This is a genomic window from Nocardia sp. CA-107356, assembly GCF_050946365.1.
GTDB lineage: Bacteria > Actinomycetota > Actinomycetes > Mycobacteriales > Mycobacteriaceae > Nocardia.
Genome location: NZ_CP191992.1, coordinates 10,208,591 through 10,222,652, shown reverse-complemented (window position 1 = coordinate 10,222,652; position 14,062 = coordinate 10,208,591). Strand labels below are relative to the sequence as shown.

Annotated in this window: 11 protein-coding genes; 6 read left to right on the top strand and 5 right to left on the bottom strand. The window is 65.8% G+C overall.

The genetic code is table 11. From position 1 onward, the window contains the following. Nucleotides 1-37 precede the first annotated feature (37 nt). Together ACQP1G_RS45980 and ACQP1G_RS45975 are read right to left on the bottom strand one after the other, a co-directional pair. Complete coding sequence (locus tag ACQP1G_RS45980) at nucleotides 38-3,655, bottom strand: hydantoinase B/oxoprolinase family protein (protein ID WP_433197050.1); 3,618 nt, start codon at nucleotides 3,653-3,655, stop codon at nucleotides 38-40. Between the two features lie 84 nt (nucleotides 3,656-3,739). Further along, nucleotides 3,740-5,383, bottom strand: a complete 1,644-nt coding sequence (locus ACQP1G_RS45975) for a DUF4185 domain-containing protein (protein ID WP_433197048.1) — start codon at nucleotides 5,381-5,383, stop codon at nucleotides 3,740-3,742. 157 nt (nucleotides 5,384-5,540) lie between these two features. Here ACQP1G_RS45975 and ACQP1G_RS45970 point away from each other — a divergent pair, with 157 nt between their 5' ends. Next, nucleotides 5,541-6,080 carry a hypothetical protein gene (locus tag ACQP1G_RS45970; protein WP_433197046.1) on the top strand — a complete coding sequence of 180 codons (540 nt, stop codon included), beginning with the start codon at nucleotides 5,541-5,543 and terminating at the stop codon, nucleotides 6,078-6,080. On the opposite strand, the gene ACQP1G_RS45965 is transcribed toward ACQP1G_RS45970, so the two are convergent. Beyond that, the gene (locus ACQP1G_RS45965; RefSeq protein WP_433197044.1) at nucleotides 6,070-7,422 is read right to left on the bottom strand and encodes an MFS transporter; all 1,353 of its coding nucleotides are present in this window, start codon (nucleotides 7,420-7,422) and stop codon (nucleotides 6,070-6,072) included. The two genes, ACQP1G_RS45970 and ACQP1G_RS45965, sit on opposite strands and share 11 nt — an antisense overlap. Nucleotides 7,423-7,902: 480 nt before the next feature. Further along, nucleotides 7,903-8,364 carry an NUDIX hydrolase gene (locus ACQP1G_RS45960; RefSeq protein ID WP_433197042.1) on the bottom strand — a complete coding sequence of 154 codons (462 nt, stop codon included), beginning with the start codon at nucleotides 8,362-8,364 and terminating at the stop codon, nucleotides 7,903-7,905. A gap of 260 nt (nucleotides 8,365-8,624) precedes the next feature. On the opposite strand from ACQP1G_RS45960, the gene ACQP1G_RS45955 reads away from it, so the two are divergent. Then, nucleotides 8,625-9,404: a pirin family protein gene (locus tag ACQP1G_RS45955; protein ID WP_433209450.1), complete on the top strand. Its 780-nt coding sequence runs from the start codon at nucleotides 8,625-8,627 to the stop codon at nucleotides 9,402-9,404. A 116-nt stretch (nucleotides 9,405-9,520) separates the two neighbouring features. Next, the gene (locus ACQP1G_RS45950; RefSeq protein WP_433197040.1) at nucleotides 9,521-10,003 is read left to right on the top strand and encodes a DUF4190 domain-containing protein; all 483 of its coding nucleotides are present in this window, start codon (nucleotides 9,521-9,523) and stop codon (nucleotides 10,001-10,003) included. Here the strand turns inward: ACQP1G_RS45950 and ACQP1G_RS45945 are convergent. Then, a complete protein-coding gene (locus tag ACQP1G_RS45945) occupies nucleotides 9,981-10,532 on the bottom strand; it encodes a hypothetical protein (protein WP_433197038.1) in 552 nt (183 codons plus the stop codon). The genes ACQP1G_RS45950 and ACQP1G_RS45945 overlap by 23 nt on opposite strands. A gap of 132 nt (nucleotides 10,533-10,664) precedes the next feature. Here ACQP1G_RS45945 and ACQP1G_RS45940 point away from each other — a divergent pair, with 132 nt between their 5' ends. From ACQP1G_RS45940 to ACQP1G_RS45930, 3 genes are all read left to right on the top strand, one after another. Beyond that, nucleotides 10,665-11,516, top strand: a complete 852-nt coding sequence (locus ACQP1G_RS45940) for a Scr1 family TA system antitoxin-like transcriptional regulator (protein ID WP_433197036.1) — start codon at nucleotides 10,665-10,667, stop codon at nucleotides 11,514-11,516. A gap of 10 nt (nucleotides 11,517-11,526) precedes the next feature. Beyond that, nucleotides 11,527-11,904 (top strand): DUF397 domain-containing protein, encoded by a 378-nt coding sequence (locus tag ACQP1G_RS45935; protein ID WP_433197034.1) that lies wholly within the window; start codon nucleotides 11,527-11,529, stop codon nucleotides 11,902-11,904. Nucleotides 11,905-12,008: 104 nt separating this feature from the next. Beyond that, complete coding sequence (locus tag ACQP1G_RS45930) at nucleotides 12,009-14,036, top strand: M13 family metallopeptidase (RefSeq protein WP_433209447.1); 2,028 nt, start codon at nucleotides 12,009-12,011, stop codon at nucleotides 14,034-14,036. Nucleotides 14,037-14,062 lie beyond the last annotated feature (26 nt).

Below are 14,062 nucleotides of genomic sequence, written 5' to 3'. Positions count from 1 at the left end.
AGTCGTCTCCTTTCCGGCGCGACACCCTGAATGTGAGCTATGTCACTCTGCCGTACCCGCCACCACCTGGCGTCTCGATGACCAGCACATCCCCGGAGTCGAGCTGCGCCGAATCCGCACCACGCAGCTCCTGCACCGTGCCGTCCGCACGCTCGACGCGGTTGCGGCCCATGCCCCCTGGCGCACCGCCCGCCATGCCGTAGGGCGGCACCCGACGGTGACTCGACAGCGTCGATACCGTCACCGCCTCGGTGAACCGGAGTCGGCGCACGGCACCGTCACCGCCGTGCCATCGACCCGTGCCGCCGCTGCCCGTGCGAACCGAGAATTCCTCGAGTAGCACCGGCAGCCGCCATTCCAGCACCTCGGGGTCGGTGAGCCGGGAGTTGGTCATATGGGTCTGGACCACCGGCGCGCCGTCGAAGCCCTCGCCCGCACCGGAACCGGAACCGATCGTCTCGTAGTACTGGCTGCGGTCGTTGCCGAAGGTGACGTTGTTCATCGTGCCCGAGCCCTCGGCCTGCACCCCGAGCGCCGCGTACAGCGCGCCGGTGATCGCCTGAGAGGTCTCGACATTGCCGGCGACGACCGCGGCGGGCGGTTCGGGCGCGAGCATCGAGCCGGGCGCCACAATGATCCGCAGCGGGCGCAGGCAGCCGTCGTTGAGCGGGATATCGTCTGCGACCAGCGTGCGGAAGACATATAGGACCGCCGCGTTCGCCACCGCGTAGGGCGCGTTGAAATTACCGTCCAGCTGTGCCGAGGTTCCGCTGAAATCTATGGTGGCGCTGCGGTTTTCCCGATCAACCGTGACCCGGACGCGAATGACGGCGCCGAGATCGGTCTCGTAGGCGTACTCGCCGTCGTCGAGCGCGTCGATGACGCGGCGCACCGATTCCTCCGCATTGTCCTGCACATGACGCATATACGCCTCGACGACGTCGAGCCCGAAGTGCTCGATCATCTTCCCGACCTCGTCGACACCCTTGGCATTGGCGGCGATCTGCGCACGCAGATCGGCAAGATTGGTGGCCGGATTGCGGGACGGGTACGGCGCTTCGGTGAGCAACCGGAAGGTTTCCGCCTCCCGGAACCGGCCGTTCTCGACGAGCAGCCAGTTGTCGAAGATGACGCCCTCCTCCTCGATGCGACGGCTGTTCGCCGGCATCGAGCCGGGGGCGATGCCGCCGATCTCCGCGTGATGGCCGCGCGAGGCGACGTAGAAGAGGATATGGGTGCCCGCGGTGTCGAATACCGGCGTGATCACCGTGACATCGGGCAGATGGGTGCCGCCGTGGTAGGGATCGTTGACCGCGTAGGTGTCGCCGGGGCGCATGGTCTGCCCGGATTGCCTGCGCCGAATGACCTCCTTGACACTGGTGCCCATCGATCCGAGATGTACCGGAATATGTGGCGCGTTGGCGACGAGATTGCCGTCGGGATCGAAGAGCGCGCACGAGAAGTCCAGGCGCTCTTTGATATTGACCGATTGTGCGGTCGACTCCAGCCGCGCGCCCATCTGTTCGGCGATGGACATGAACAGATTGTTGAAGACCTCCAGCAGTACCGGATCCGCCTCGGTACCTGCCTGCGGTGCGGTCGCCGCCGCGACCCGCTCCATGATCAGATGCCCGAGCTCGTTCACCACCGCCTGCCAGCCCTCGTCGACGACCGTGGTGGAGTTGTCCTCGGTGATGACGGCGGGCCCGAGCACCGCCCTGCCGGGCACCAATTCGGTACGCCGGTAGAGCAATACGTCACGCCAAGCGCCGTCGGTGTGGAGCCGCACGGCCTCCGGCTCGCCGATGGCCGCGAGTGGCCCGGCCAGATCGGCGAGGTCGGGTGGTTCGGTGAGCCCGGTCGCCTCGACCGAGAGCGCCTCGATGACAATCGGGCGATCGAGTACGAAGGAATAGGTGTTGCGGTGGCGTTCGACGAAATCCGTTGCCATTCTCGTCGGTTCGGTGAGTGCTACGGTCAGCGTGGTATCGGTGCCGTCATAGCGCAGCTGGGCGCGACGTACGACGCGGACCTGGTGGGCGGGCACATCCTCACCGAGTAGTTCGGCGCGGGCGATGGCCTCCAGATCGTCGGCGATCTCGACGACGCGCGGCATCGACTCATCGCGTAGCGGTAACTCCACCGATCGCTCACGCATGGCGGTGGTATCGGCCAGACCGATGCCGAGCGCGGAGAGCACACCGGCCATCGGTGGCACCACCACGGTGCGGATGCCGAGGGAATCGGCCACCTTGCCGGCGAGCTGGCCGCCCGCGCCGCCGAAGGTGGTCAGGGCGTACCGGGTGACATCGTGGCCCTTCTGCACCGAGATCCGCTTGATCGCGGCGGCGATATTGGCGACCGCGATCTCGAGGTAGCCCTCGGCGACCTGTTCCGGGGTGCGATCGTCACCGGTGCTGTCGGCGATTTCGTCGGCCAGTTCCGCGAATCGGTCGCGCACCAGCGCATCGTCGAGCGATTCATGTCCGCTCGGACCGAAAACCCTTGGAAAGAAGTCGGGTTGGATGCGGCCGAGCATCACGTTGGCGTCGGTGACGGTCAGCGGTCCGCCGCCGCGATAGCAGGCGGGTCCCGGCACGGCACCCGCGGAATCCGGGCCGACGCGATAGCGGCTGCCGTCGAAATGCAGAATCGAGCCGCCGCCCGCCGCCACGGTGTGGATATCGAGCATCGGCGCGCGCAGCCGGACCCCGGCGATCTGGGTGGTGAAGACCCGCTCGTATTCGCCAGCGAAATGTGAGACGTCCGTGGAGGTTCCGCCCATATCGAAGCCGATGACGCGGTCGAATCCGGCGAGTTCCGACATTCGCACCATGCCGACGATGCCGCCCGCCGGACCGGACAGGATGGCGTCCTTACCACGGAACTGGCCCGCCTCGGTGAGTCCGCCATTGGACTGCATGAACATCAGTCGCACGCCCCTGAGCTGGTCGGCGACCTGTTGGACATAGCGGCGCAGCACCGGCGAGAGGTAAGCGTCCACCACCGCGGTGTCCCCGCGCGGCACCAGCTTCATCAGTGGGCTGACCTCGCTGGACAGTGAGATCTGCGGAAATCCGATACCGCGGGCGACGCGGCCGATCGCCTGTTCGTGCGCCGGATACAGGTGTGAATGCATGCAGACCACGGCGATGGCACGAATACCGCTGTCGTACAACGGTTTCAGTGCGTCGGCGAGGGCGTCGAGGTTCGGCGGTGTCAGCACCGTGCCATCCGCCGTGACGCGTTCGTCCACCTCGATCACCTGCTCGTGCAACAGTTCCGGCAGCACGATCTCCCGCGCGAAGATCTGCGGGCGATTCTGGTAGGCGATGCGCAGTGCGTCGCGGAACCCCCGGGTGATCACCAGAACGGTGCGCTCGCCCTTGCGTTCGAGCAGGGCGTTGGTAGCGACCGTGGTGCCCATCCGAACGGCTTCGATATCGGCATCGCCTTGGCCCGCGTCCGCGAGGATTTCACGGATGCCCGCCACCGCCGAATCATCGTAGCGGGCCGGGTTCTCCGAGAGCAGTTTGTGGGTGACGAGTCTGCCGTCGGGTCGCCGGGCCACGACGTCGGTAAAGGTGCCGCCCCGATCGATCCAGAACTGCCAGCCCGGTCCGTCCGCCGGGCGCGCGGTCGCGCTGTCTGTCACCGGAGCCGCCCGTCCTGAATGGATATGCGCTGGTCGATCACATGCGCACCCTACCGAACCGCCGTTGCGCCGACCCGATCGCGATCAGCGCGGCGGATCGAGTTCGGCGTGCATGAGATACACGTTGTAGGTATCCCATGCCGAGATGGTGAAGTACAGATCCTTGGCCGTCGACCACGGATGGATGAAGCCGCCGTAGGCCTTCGGGTAGTCGTCGGTCGAGACCAGCGCGATGCCATCGGTCCACGCGCCCTGCGGCGCCGCCGCGGTGCGCATCACGATCGCACCGCGGGCGGAGTCGAGGTAGACCATCTGCCACTGTCCGCTGTTCGTGTCGAACCGCACCGACAGTTCGCTGGCCATGCCGAGAACCAAAGGCGTGGCCTGGTTTTCGGCGGCGGGGGCCCAGGTGCCGCCGACCCAGTACTGGTAGGCCGATTTGTTCAGCACCTCGGCCTTCGGCACCCTGGCCAGGCCGATCATGCCGATCCGGCCGTTGGGTGTGCCGAACATGTAGACGTAATCGCCCTGCGGCACCATCGCCGCCACCTGGAAGCGGCCGATCCCGAAGAAGTTGTCCCACTTGGCATGCTGATCCTTGACCCAGGTGCGGCCATTGTCGTCCGAGTACGCGAGACCGCCGTAGTTGGTCGACCACATGCCCGGGATCCGGCTCCAGTGATTCACCGACATATAGCTCATGAACTGGCGCTGCCCGATCGCGAACCCCGAGGTCGGGATGGTGGTCGTCTCCCAGTTCTTGATCTTGCGACTGGATAGCAACTCGGTGGCGTGACAGCGGCTGTCCTGCACCATGGTGTCGATGCCGAGGCCATCGGCGAGGTCGTGGTCGGTGCTGTAGCCGAGCACATTGCTGCGCCAATCCGGCCCGCCGACACCGCCGCTCTGCCAGCCGTCGCCGAAGGTGTCACCGAAGGCGAGGGCGACCTCGCCCGGCTTGGTCTCCCACATGATCCCGAGATCGGTGCCGTCGACCTGCCAGCGCATATCCGTCCGGTTCTGCGAACCGTGTCCGGTCACCTGGCCGACCAGATCCACCGACTCCACCAGCGGCGGAGCGATGGCGGCGGCCTGTGGTCCCGGCTGGGCCGGGTGCACGACCAGCGGTGGCGCTGGCTGCGGTTCGGGTCCGTCGCCGCCGGGCACCGGGATCGGAATGGGTTCGATCTCCGGGCGGATCTCTATGCGCGGCAGCCGGATCGATCCGGAGCCCGAACTCGAGCCGGATCCGGAGCCCGAACTCGACCCGGACCCGGAGCCCGAACTCGACCCGGTGCTCGGTGCGGTATCCGGTTCCGGATCGGTGCCGGGCTCCGGCGGCTTCGGGGTGTCGCGCACGTCCGGGCACGGGTTGCGACACGGGTCCTCGGGCAGCGGCTCCGGATCGATGCGGGTGTTGTTCGGCGGCGGATCGGGCACCGGTACCGGCGTGATCTCCGGAACCGGCACCGGGATATCGATCTGCGGGGGTAGCTGTGGCAGCGGCGGAGGCGGCGGTGCGTTCGGGTCGGGCTCCCGGTTCACCGGATCGAACCCGATCTCGCCGCAGCTGTTCACCGGTGGCGGCGCCCACGGATGCTGTGCGGCCCGTGCGAGCGGCGTCGGTACGGTCAGCGCCCCGGCCAGTAGTACGCCGAATAGTGCGGTTGCACAGGGAGAGGTGGCCGCCGACGCGAATAACCGCGTGCTGCTCGGCCGAAATCCCATGTCTTGTTGGCTCCCTGTCGATTCAGGTCGATGGAAGATCAACTTACTCGACCGTGCTGTCCGAATGCCGTATCGCGAGCGGGTGCGATGGTATCGAATTCGCACCGGCTTCGCGCGATGACGGAACCGGATGGGCGGCAGCCGCGTCCAAATAGATATGAACGAGATCGAGTACGTTTTCGGGACCGGTGACGGTACGGTCCACATCTGGACCAGCCAGGCGGACCTGGATCTATCCGGCTCGGGTGCGGGTGACGCGGTCGGCCTCGACTTCGACGGCGACGGTCTCGCCGATGACGCCCTGTGGGATTCACACGGCACCGGTGTCGCCGATGTGGTCGGGTTGGATCTCGACGACGACGGCGTACTCGACCATTTCTTCACCGATCCGACCGGCGATGGCACCTGGAATCATCAGATCACCGGCAATCCGGCCGATGCGGGCAGCGAACATCTCGCCTGGATCGATCGCACCGAGCCGGAGCCGGATCACCTCGCCGGCCACGAGTTCGGCGCGGCGCCGCCGAATCATGATGAGTCGCCGCAGGATTCCCGATGGTCGGATCCGCAGGCCCCGTCGGACGGTATCGCGCAGCAATTCGATGAGGGGTGGGGGTCGGCACAGGTGGCCGCACTCCAGCACCGCAGCTGGTCCGGCGATGAACCCGGTTACCCCGCAACACCGTTCAGCGAGTAGCCGGTTCGCGCCGGTTGTTCAGTGCGATGGCCGCGATTCCGGCGCAATAGATTCCGGCACCGACCAGCACCACCCCGATCGAGCGACCATCGGTCGGTATCACCAGAGCGGCGATCGCGATCGCCAGCACGAACGCGATATTGAAGACCGTGTCCTGCAATGCGAATACCTGACCGCGCCTGGTGTCGCCGATATCGATCTGCATCGTCGCGTCACCGGTCAGTTTGATGATCTGGCCCGCCAGCCCGAACAGGAACGCACCGACGAGCAGCACCTGATGCGCCCGATGCGCCGCGGTCCCGGCCGTCGCGATGGCGGTCGGCGTGACCAGCGTCAACTGGACCACGGTCGCGGTGAACAGACCGAGCACGACCGTGCGCGACCGCCCGAGGCGCGGAATCAACAACGGTGCGACGACCGCGGCGACCAGCATCCCCGCCGCCGTCGCGCCGATAGCGAGTCCGAAACGGGTCAGCCCGGTATTGGCTCCGCCGCCGTCGACCGGCGCCTGCCGCAGCACCAACACCATGATCAGGGTGTTGGTGCCGAAGACGATCCGGTGTGTGCCGATACCAACCATCGCGGTGGTGACCTGAACCGATCCCCATACCGCCGCGGCACCGTGGCGCAGGCCGGTGGCGACCGCGCGTACCGCACTGTCGCGCACCGCCGTTCCGGGCTCCGGACCCAGTACCCCGGTCCCGAATCCGGCCGCGAGCACCGCACCGAAGACCGACCAGACGGCGCTGATCGCCACCGCGACCGCCGACGCGAAATCACCGGCGCCGATCAGTCCGATAATCGCGACCGCGGCGGCGGCCCCGATACCGGCACAGCCGGACGCCACCGTGGCGAGCACCGAATTCGCGGGCACCAGCCAGTGCTGGTCCAGCACTCGAGGCAGTGCCGCGGACACACCGGAGAGCACGAACCTGCTGATCCCGACCACGGCGAGGGCCAGCAGCAATAAGGGTGTCGAACCGCTACCCGCCAGGAGTCCGACGCTGACCGCGCCGATCAGGATCCCCCGCAACACATTGGCGACCAGCAGCACCGCCCGCCGATCCCAGCGGTCCAGCAGCGCACCGGCATACGGGCCGATCAGCGAGTACGGCAGCAAGAGCACCGCGAAGGCGGCCGCGATGGCCAGCGGATCGGTTTCGCGTTCCGGATTGAACAGGATGGCGCCCGACAGAGCCGCCTGGAACATGCCGTCGCCGAACTGACCGGTGAAGCGGATCAGGGCCAGACGTAGTACGCCGGGACTCTCGCGCAGCGCCGTCTGCAGCGATACCGGCCGCTCGTCTGCGGGAGTTGAGCCTTCGGGGCGACCAGTGGACACAGGGTCATTTTGGCTGCGCCTTCGGCGCGGCGTGTTCGCGGCCCCCTGTTGTCTCGCGTCCGAGCCGTCGAGACTCGCGCCTGCGGCGCATGCGCTGCGACTACTCGGGCGCGAGACGGGCTGCGAACTCCTCGCTCGTGAGACTCGCTCCGTGGTGGTCGCTGAGGTGCCGATCGTCGGTACCCGGTGTACGGCGGACCAGCTGTCGAGACTCGCGATGTCGTTGCATGCGCTGGCTGGGGCGCGCGAGACGGGCCGCGAACACCTCGCTCGTGAGACTCGCTCCGTGGTGGTCGAGTGAGTGGGTCGGTCAGCGCTGGATGTATACCCGCCGAGCTCTCGAGACTCGCGCCCGCGGTGTGTGCTGCAGCGGCTCGGCTGAGTTCGATGGTCGCGCCTTCGCTCGGACGAGAGACGAGCCGCGAACGGGTCGCGCAAAGACTCGTTTCGTGGTCGTCGCGAGTATCGGCGTGTCGCCGATCAAACGCAGTCGACCAAGGTGGTGATTGTTTCGCGCATATCCGGCGCCATCGGCAGCTCGGCGAGGGTGGCGGCGTCGATCCAGGCGAAGGCGTCGTGTTCGCCCGGCGCGAGCGCCACCTCGCCCGGCTCTACCTCGACCACGAAGCTGTACTTGCGGACCCGGGGCTTGGTTCTGGTGGCGTAGTCGAAGTCGCCGAGAAAGTCGGTGATATCGCGCACACGTAGACCGGTCTCCTCGAAGAGTTCGCGTGCCACGCATTCGGCCAGCGTTTCCCCGGATTCGACTCCGCCACCGGGCAGTTCGTACATCCCGCCGCGGTAGTCGTCCGGTACGCGGCGGACTACCAGGAGTTTGCCGTCGCGGAAAACCGCGACACCGACGACGAAATCACTGATCCCGTCGCGCTGTGCGGCATTGCGGAGTTGTCGCTCGATGCGTGCGATCACCTCGGGTCGCATCTGTTCGTCACCTCCGGTTCCGTTGTGGCGCATAGTGTTACGACGCCGCCGTGGGCGCGCGCGGCCGCTTCGGTGCGGTAGCGGGTTGATCAGGGTAGCGATTCGACGAACCGGTCGGTACTGCTCGCCTGCCGTTCACCCGCCGGTCGCTCGCGTAAAATGCCGAGTGCAGGACAATTTACTAGGAATTCGGAGTACCGCGTCGTATGTGCTCCTACCCTGAAAGGTGATCGGTGCACGGTCCCGAGAGGAGGACCATGATGTCCACACTCACGACACCACACATCGATGTCCATCGCGGCGGCGATCGCATGAAGACGCGCGTGTCCTGGCTGGATTCGAAGCACTCTTTCTCCTTCGGAGAGCACTACGATCCCGACAACACCCATCACGGGCTGCTGCTCGTCAATAACGAAGATATTGTTTCCCCTGGTCAGGGCTTTGAAACCCATCCGCACCGGGATATGGAGATCGTGACCTGGGTGCTCGGCGGCAGCCTGGTGCACCAGGATTCGCTCGGTCACAGCGGCGTCATCTATCCCGGCTTGGCGCAGCGGATGAGCGCGGGCACCGGAATTCTGCATTCGGAGAAGAACGACTCCTGGCGGCTGGACAGCAGCACCGAACACGACGAGCCCGTGCATTTCGTACAGATGTGGGTGGTGCCCGACGAGCCGGGCCTGGAGCCGGGCTATCAGCAGCTCGAGATCGACGACGAATTGGCGGGCGGCGGTCTGGTGACCGTGGCCTCGGGCCTCCCGCGCTACCGCGACCGGACCGCGATCGCCATCGGCAGCAGCCATTCGGCGCTGCACGTCGCGCGGATGGCCGGTGACGTCGAGCAGCTGGTCGACCTCCCGGACGCGCCGTACCTACATCTGTTCGTCGCCAGGGGCGAGGTGGAGATGGAGGGTGTCGGCCCGCTGTACTCGGGTGATGCGGTCCGGCTGACCCGGTCGGGTGGGCAGCGAGTGATCGCCCGCGGCCCCGCGGAGATTCTGGTCTGGGAGATGCACGCGCGACTCGGTTCGCAGCCCTAGCGATTGCTCGCAGATCGCTGGAAAAGGATCAGCGTGTTCGGCATTAACATCCCAGCTCAGGTAGTGCGATCAGTAGCCGACTGCCGCACAAGCGCACCGGCTGAGAGGAAGCCCCCATGTCGCAGTATCCGCCGCCAGGTCAATATCCGCCGCCCGGTGGCTACCCGCCCCCGGGGCCGTATCAGGGGCAGCCCAACTATTGGCAGGAATCACCCAAGCGCAAGGGCCTGGCAATCACCACATTGGTGCTCGGCATCCTCGGGTTCCTCAGTTGTTGGACGCTGGTCGGTGGCTACCTGTTCGGCGTCTTCGCACTGATCTTCGGCATCATCGCGTTCTTCAAGATCCGTTCCGGCAGCGCGGGCGGCACCGGCATGGCCGTCGCCGGTGTCATCCTCGGCGTGATCGGGCTGGTCGCCGCGATCCTGCTCACCATTGTCGGGTGGAGCTTCTTCGTCGACTCCGGCGGTAAGGACTACTTGGACTGCGTGCAGAAGGCGGGCAACGATCAGACCAAGCTCAACGAATGCCGGGACAAGTGGCAGCAGAATATCGAGCAGAGCTACAGCGTGACGCTCACTCCGCACCCGACCCGTTGACGCGCTCGACCACCGACCGTACCAGTTCGTGCCCACCTTTCGCGGCACATGCCCTGGTCGCGGCGATGACATCGCTCAGTTCGGGGCGGTAGTCGTCTTCGGGTGGCGCGATCCAGATCCGGTAGCCGCTGTGTTCGTCGGTCGGCGAGGGCAACACGATCCGGCTGCCGGGTAACGCCACCGAGGCGCACATCCGGAACAGCTCCGGGAACAGCGTCATATCCAGATACGAGTTGTCGGTCGGACCGGTGAGGAAGGACCAGCGGCTGGAACGCGGGTGCACGATGATCGGTCCAGTGCGTCCGTTGGTGGCCAGGAGTTGGGCGCGCACCCGCTTGCCGAGTACGGCGGGCATGACGACCGCGCCGACCGCGCCGATTTCCAACAGGATGCGCCCGAGCGTCGGATCGACGACCCCGTAGAGTCCGTTGTCCTTACGGTAGCTGCGACAGCGGGCCAAGGCATCTTGGGCTGCCGCGAAATCCTGGGCTGCTAGGTAGCTACCCGGTTCTATGCGCGACGTACTCATGACGAACCTCGCCTCGACTCTGAGTGGATCGACGTGAAAAGCAAAGTTGCCGCTAAAATTGACCATAGACCTGCACAACTGGGTTGACAATAGTCACGCGCCAGGTAAATTTTCGGCGTAGCATCCGGAGACATGGGATCCGTTTCCCCCACGGTTGCTCGTTGGGAACTGGTGCTGCGTTTGCGGGAATTGCGCGAACAACGCGGCTTCGATTCGGCCACCTTCGCCAAGCGGGTCGGCTTCACTCCCGCCAACTGGTCGCACGTCGAGAAGGGGCGACGAGTTCTCACCACCAACACCATCGGTCCGGTGCTCGAACTGCTCGAGGTGGACGCCGAGGAGCGCGCGGAGTTGCTGACGCTGCTCGAAGCCAGTAAGCAGCGCGGCTGGTGGGCCAAATCGTCGGCCTTGATCGGGCCGGAACTGCAACGGCTGTACGGCATGGAGTTCGGCGCGCAGAGCATTCGCAGCTATGACAGTTTGGTCTTCCCGGGGCTGCTGCAGACCGAGGATTATGCGCGCGCGCTCATCAGTGCGGATGTGATGATCCGCCCGGTACAAGTCGAGCAACTGGTAGCCATCCGGATGCGGCGCCAGGATCGGTTGCGCGGTAAGGGAGCGGTGGAGTTGACCGCGGTGATCGGCGAGGGCACTCTGCTGCAGCAGACCGGTGGTCCGGAGGTACTGCGCGGACAGCTGGAGTATCTGGCGAAGCTGATCGAGCAACTCGACAATATCGAGGTACGGGTCATCCCGTTCGCCGCGCGGGCGGGTGCGGTGCTCGGCGGTTCCAGCTTCCATCTGATCGACTTCGCCGGCGAACAGCTGCCGACCTTTGCCTGGGCCGAGAGCGCGGTCTTCGGCGGGGCGGTAGATGATCCGGAACAAGTGCGCGATTTGAGTTTCGCTTACGTCCGCGCACTGGAACAATCGTTGAATCGTGACAAGTCATTGGCGCTGATCAGCCGCTATGCACGAGTGTAAAATCCTGCCCATGGCCACCACCGCTACCTTCCGGTCGGTTTTTACTGACTGGTTCACGTCGACTCGATCGAACAACGGCAATCAATGCGTCGAGGTCCGGTTCGATGGTGACGCGGTGCTCATCCGTGACAGCAAATACCGCCGCAACCCGGCCAACCGCCCCGCCGAAGAGCCCATCATCACCGTCACCGCGAGCCTTTGGACCTCGTTCATCAACCACCTCAACTGCGGGCGATCGCATAACGAGCTGATCGCGCACACTCACGCCGACGGCAGCGCCATCATGCGCCACGGCGACATCACTCTCACCTATACCCCGGAAGAGTGGGATGCCTTCATCGCCGGAGCTCGCGACGGCGAATTCGATCGCATCATCCTGCCCGCCTGACCGCTCCCCCGGCCGTAGCGACTGCTTGCAGGTCGCTCGAAACGACCAGTCCACGCGGCCGGGGCAACCCTTGGCGTCGGCGGCATCCGCATCACCTCTGCATACTGGAGATCGTGACTTCCGATCTGAGCAGTCCCTCCGGTATCGATTTGTCCTACCTCGACCAGGCCGTGCGGGTGCAAGACGACCTGTTCGCGCATGTCAACGGTGCTTGGCTGGATACTCACGAGATACCCGCGGACCGCGCGGTCGACGGCGCCTTCCGGACGCTGTACGACCAGGCGGAGCTGGATGTCCAGGTGATCATCCAGGACGCGTCGGCTTCCTCGGCAGCGCACGGCAGTGATGCGCGCAAGATCGGTGATCTGTATTCGAGCTTCATGGACACCGAGACGGTGGCGTCGCTCGGGCTGGCGCCGGTCGCGGGTGAACTCACCGAAATCCGCGAGGTCGCCGACCGCGGCGCCTTCGCCGGGTTGCTCGGCAGATTGCAGCGCACGGGTGTCGGCGGCGCGTTCGGCGTGTACGTCGACACCGACGACAAGAACTCCAACCGGTATCTCGCGCACGCCACTCAGTCCGGGATCGGGCTGCCCGACGAGTCCTACTACCGGCAGGACGAATTCGCCGAGATCCGGGCCGAGTACATCGCGCATATCGGCCGGATGTTCGCACTCGCCGCGGCCGAACCGCAGATCGCCGCGCTGCTGCCCGCCGATCTCGACGAGGTCGGACAGCGGATCTTCGAGTTGGAGCGCAAACTCGCGGCCGGGCATTGGGATGTGGTGCGGCGGCGCGACGCCGAGCTGAGCTACAACCTCACCACCTTCGACGCGCTGGTTGCCGAGCACCCAGAATTCGATTGGCATGCCTGGACTTCCGCGCTCGCCGAGGGAGTATCGGCATCCGGTCCGGAGCTGTTCGCCGAAGTGGTTGTGCGCCAGCCGGATTATGTGCGGACCTTCGCCCAGACCTGGGCGGCCGAATCGCTCGCCGACTGGCAGGCCTGGGCGATGTGGCGGCTGTTGCGTTCGCGCGCGGCCTATCTCACCGATGCGATCGTCGAGGAGAACTTCGACTTCTACGGCCGCACCCTCACCGGGGCGCAGGAAAACCGGGAACGCTGGAAGCGCGGTGTTTCGCTGGTGCAGGATCTGCTCGGCGAGGCCGTCGGGAAACTGTATGTGGCCGAACACTTCCCGCCGCAGGCCAAGACGCGGATGGTCGAGCTGGTCGCCAATCTGCAGGAGGCCTACCGCCGCAATATCGCCGACCTGGACTGGATGGGGCCGGACACCAGGGCGGCAGCGCTGACCAAACTGGAGAAGTTCACCCCTAAGATCGGCTACCCGGACAAGTGGCGCGACTATTCCGCCATCGTCGTCGTCCCGACCGATCTGGTCGGCAACTACCGGCGCGGCTACGCCGCCGAACACGATCGCGATCTGAACAAGCTCGGTGGCCCGGTCGACCGCGCCGAATGGTTCATGACCCCGCAGACGGTGAATGCCTACTACAACCCGGGCATGAACGAAATCGTCTTCCCCGCTGCCATTCTGCGGCCGCCGTTCTTCGATATGCACGCCGACGCCGCCGCCAACTACGGCGGCATCGGCGCGGTGATCGGCCACGAAATCGGCCACGGCTTCGACGATCAGGGTGCCAAATACGATGGCGACGGCAATATGGTCGACTGGTGGACCGAGGCCGACCGCGCCGAATTCGGTAAGCGCACAAAGGCTTTGATCGACCAGTACAGCGTGCTGTCGCCCAAGGCGCTGTCCGACGAGCACACCGTCAACGGCGAATTCACCATCGGCGAGAACATCGGCGACCTCGGTGGTCTGTCCATCGCCCTGGCCGCCTACCAGATCTCCCTCGGCGACGCGCAGCCGCCGATGCTCGACGGCCTCACCGGTCTGCAACGCGTTTTCTACGGCTGGGCCCAGGTCTGGCGTACCAAGGCCCGCACCGAGGAGGCCATCCGGCGCCTGGCCACCGACCCGCATTCCCCGCCGGAATTCCGCTGCAATGCGGTTGTCCGCAATATCGACAGCTTCCACGCGGCCTTCGACGTAAAGCCCGGCGACGAGCTGTATCTGGAGCCGGCAGAGCGCGTCAAGATCTGGTGATCACGCGGCGGGCCGAGGACGCCGGG

What these genes read in the sequence shown, in the direction of transcription:
- ACQP1G_RS45975 (WP_433197048.1), bottom strand. Translation starts at nt 5,383, where the DNA reads ATGGGATTTCGGCCGAGCAGCACGCGGTTATTCGCGTCGGCGGCCACC.
- ACQP1G_RS45970 (WP_433197046.1), top strand. Translation starts at nt 5,541, where the DNA reads ATGAACGAGATCGAGTACGTTTTCGGGACCGGTGACGGTACGGTCCAC.
- ACQP1G_RS45960 (WP_433197042.1), bottom strand. Translation starts at nt 8,364, where the DNA reads ATGCGACCCGAGGTGATCGCACGCATCGAGCGACAACTCCGCAATGCC.
- ACQP1G_RS45955 (WP_433209450.1), top strand. Translation starts at nt 8,625, where the DNA reads ATGTCCACACTCACGACACCACACATCGATGTCCATCGCGGCGGCGAT.
- ACQP1G_RS45950 (WP_433197040.1), top strand. Translation starts at nt 9,521, where the DNA reads ATGTCGCAGTATCCGCCGCCAGGTCAATATCCGCCGCCCGGTGGCTAC.
- ACQP1G_RS45945 (WP_433197038.1), bottom strand. Translation starts at nt 10,532, where the DNA reads ATGAGTACGTCGCGCATAGAACCGGGTAGCTACCTAGCAGCCCAGGAT.
- ACQP1G_RS45940 (WP_433197036.1), top strand. Translation starts at nt 10,665, where the DNA reads ATGGGATCCGTTTCCCCCACGGTTGCTCGTTGGGAACTGGTGCTGCGT.
- ACQP1G_RS45935 (WP_433197034.1), top strand. Translation starts at nt 11,527, where the DNA reads ATGGCCACCACCGCTACCTTCCGGTCGGTTTTTACTGACTGGTTCACG.